General features: G+C 51.8%; 1 protein-coding gene. It reads right to left on the reverse strand.

Annotated elements, in window-relative coordinates; translation table 11 throughout:
* A partial coding sequence (locus LC438_RS18940) for a hypothetical protein (RefSeq protein ID WP_223587497.1) occupies positions 1 to 2399 on the reverse strand: 2399 nt, incomplete at both ends.

The following is a 2399-nucleotide window of genomic DNA, read 5'->3' on the forward strand; positions in this document are numbered from 1 at the left end:
GCCCCTTTTTTTTTCTCTCTTTCTCTTCTCTTCCTCCTCTCCCTTTCCTTTTCCTTCTTCTTCCTTCCTTCCTCCCTTCTTTTCCCTCCCCCCTTTTTCTTCCCCTCTCTTCTCCTCCCCTTCCTTCCCCTCCTTTTCCCCTTTTTCCCCTCCCTTCTCCCCCTCTCCTCCCCTTCCTCTCCCCCCCTTTCTCTCTTTTCTCCTCTTTCTCTCTCTTCCCTCCCCCTTCCTCTTTCCCTTTTTCTCTCCCCTTCTCTCTCCCCTCCCCCCCCCCCTTTTCCTCCTTTTTTTTTTTCTTTCCCTTTCCTTCTCTTTCTCTCCCTCTTCTCTCTCTTCCCCCCTCTCTCCCTCTCCCTCCCTTCTTCCTCCCTTCCTCCCCCTTCTCCTCTCTCTTTTCTCCTTTCCCTTCCCCTTTTCCTCCTCCTCTCCCCTCTCTCTCTTCCCTTCTTTCCTCTCACTTCTCTCCTTACATCTCCTTTCTTTCTTTTTCTCTCCTTCCTCCTTCTCCTCCCCCTCTTTTTTCTCTTCCCCTTTTTTCCTCCCCTCCTCTTTTCTTTTCTCTTTTCTCTTTTTCCTCCCCTCTTCCCCCTTCCCCCTCCTCCCCCTTCTTTTTCCCCTTCTTTCTCCTTCTTTTTTCCTCTTCTCCCTCCTTCTCTTCTCCTCTCCTCTTCCCCTTTCTTCTTCTCTCCCCTCCCCTTTTCTTTTCCTCCTCCCCCTTCTCTCTTTCTCCTCTCCCTTCTTCTTTCTTTCCTCCTCTTCCTCCTTCCTTCCCTCTCTCCTCTTTTCTTCTCCCCTCTTTTTTCTTCTCCTCTCCTCTCTTTCCTTCTCTCTCTCTTCTTCCTCCCCTCCTTCCCTCCCCCCCTCTCCCTCCTCTCTCCCCTCCCTTCTCCTTCCCCCTCTCTCCTCCTCCTCCCCTTCTCTCTCCTCCTTCCTCTTCTCCTCCCTCCTCCCCCTCCTCTCTTTCTCTCTCTCCTTTCTCTCCTTCTTTTCTTCCTCCCCTCCTTTCCTCTCCTCTCTCTCTCCTCTCTCTTTCTCCTCCTCCTCTTTCTTCTCCTCCTTCCCTCCTTTCTCTCCCTTCCTTCCTCCCTCCTTCCCCCTTCTCCCCTTTTCTTCTCCTTCCTTTTTCCCTCTCTTCCCTCCTCTTCTCTTCCCTCCCTTCTCCCTCTTCTTCTTCTTTTCCCCTCCCTTTCTTCCTTCTTCTCTCTCCCCCCCCTTCTCCTTCCTTTCCTTCCTCTTCTCTCTCCTTCTCTTTCTCCTCCTCCTCTTCTCCCTTTTCTCTCCTTCTTTCTCCTCCTTTTCCTCCTCTCTTTTCTCCTTTCTCCTCCCCCCTCTCCTCCTTTCCTCCTCCCCCCCTCCTCTCTTTCCCCTTCTCTCTCCTTCCTCCTCTTCCTCTCCTTTTCTCTCTCCCCCTCCTTCTCCTTCCTCTCTCTTCTCTCTCCTCCTTCCCTCTTCTTCTCTTCCTCTCTTCTTTCTTCCCTTCCTCTCTTCCTCTCCTCTTTTCCCTTCCCCTTCCCCTCCTCCTTCTCTTCTTCCCTTCCCTCTCTCTTCTCTCTTCTCTCTCTCCTCTCCTCCTCTCCTCTTCCCCCTCCTTCCTCTTCCCTCTCTCCCTCTCTCTTCCTCTCTTTCCCTTCCCTCCTTTTCCTTCTTTCTTTCCCTCTTCTCCTTTCCTCCTTCTTCCCCCCCCCTCTCCCCTCTCTCTCCTTTCTCCCCTCCCTTCTTCTCCCCTTTTTTTCTTCTTCCCTCTTCCCCTCCTCTTCTTCTTCTCCTTCCCTTTCTCTCCTTCCTCTCCTCTCTTCTCCTTTTTCCCTCCTTTCTTCCTCCCCTCTCCCCTCCTCTTCTCTTCTTTCTTCCCTTCCCCTCTCCCTTTCCTCTCCCTCCCTCTCCTTTCCTTTTTTTCCTTTCTCCCTTCCCCTTCCCTTCCCCTCCTTCCTTCCTTCCTCTTCTCTCTCTTTTTCTCTCTCCTCTCTTCTTTTCTCCTCCTCCTTCTCTCTTTTCTTTCCTCTCTTCCCCTCTCCTTCTCCTCCCTCTCCTTCTCTTCCCCTTCCTTCTCTTTCCCTTCTTTTCCTTCCTTCCTTCTCCTCCTTCTCTTTTTCTTCTTCCCTCCCTTCCCTTTTCTTTTCCCCTCCTTCTCTCTTTCCCTCTTCTTTTCCTTCTTCTTTTCCTTCTTCTCTCTTCTTTCTCTTCCTCCCCCTCTCTCTCTTCTCTTCTTCCTCTTTCTCCTCCTTTTCTCCCTCTCTCTTTCTCCCTTCCTTCCTTTCTCTCCTCTTTTCCCTCTTCTTCCTTCTCTTCCTTTCTTTTCTCTTTCCTTTCTTTCCTCCTCCCCCTCCCCTTCTTCCCCTTCCCTCCTTCCCCTCCTCTCCCCCTCCCTCCTCTCTTCTCTTTCCCCTCCTTTCCCTCTC

Source organism: Microbacterium sp. OVT16B, from assembly GCF_019969705.1.
GTDB lineage: Bacteria > Actinomycetota > Actinomycetes > Actinomycetales > Microbacteriaceae > Microbacterium > Microbacterium natoriense.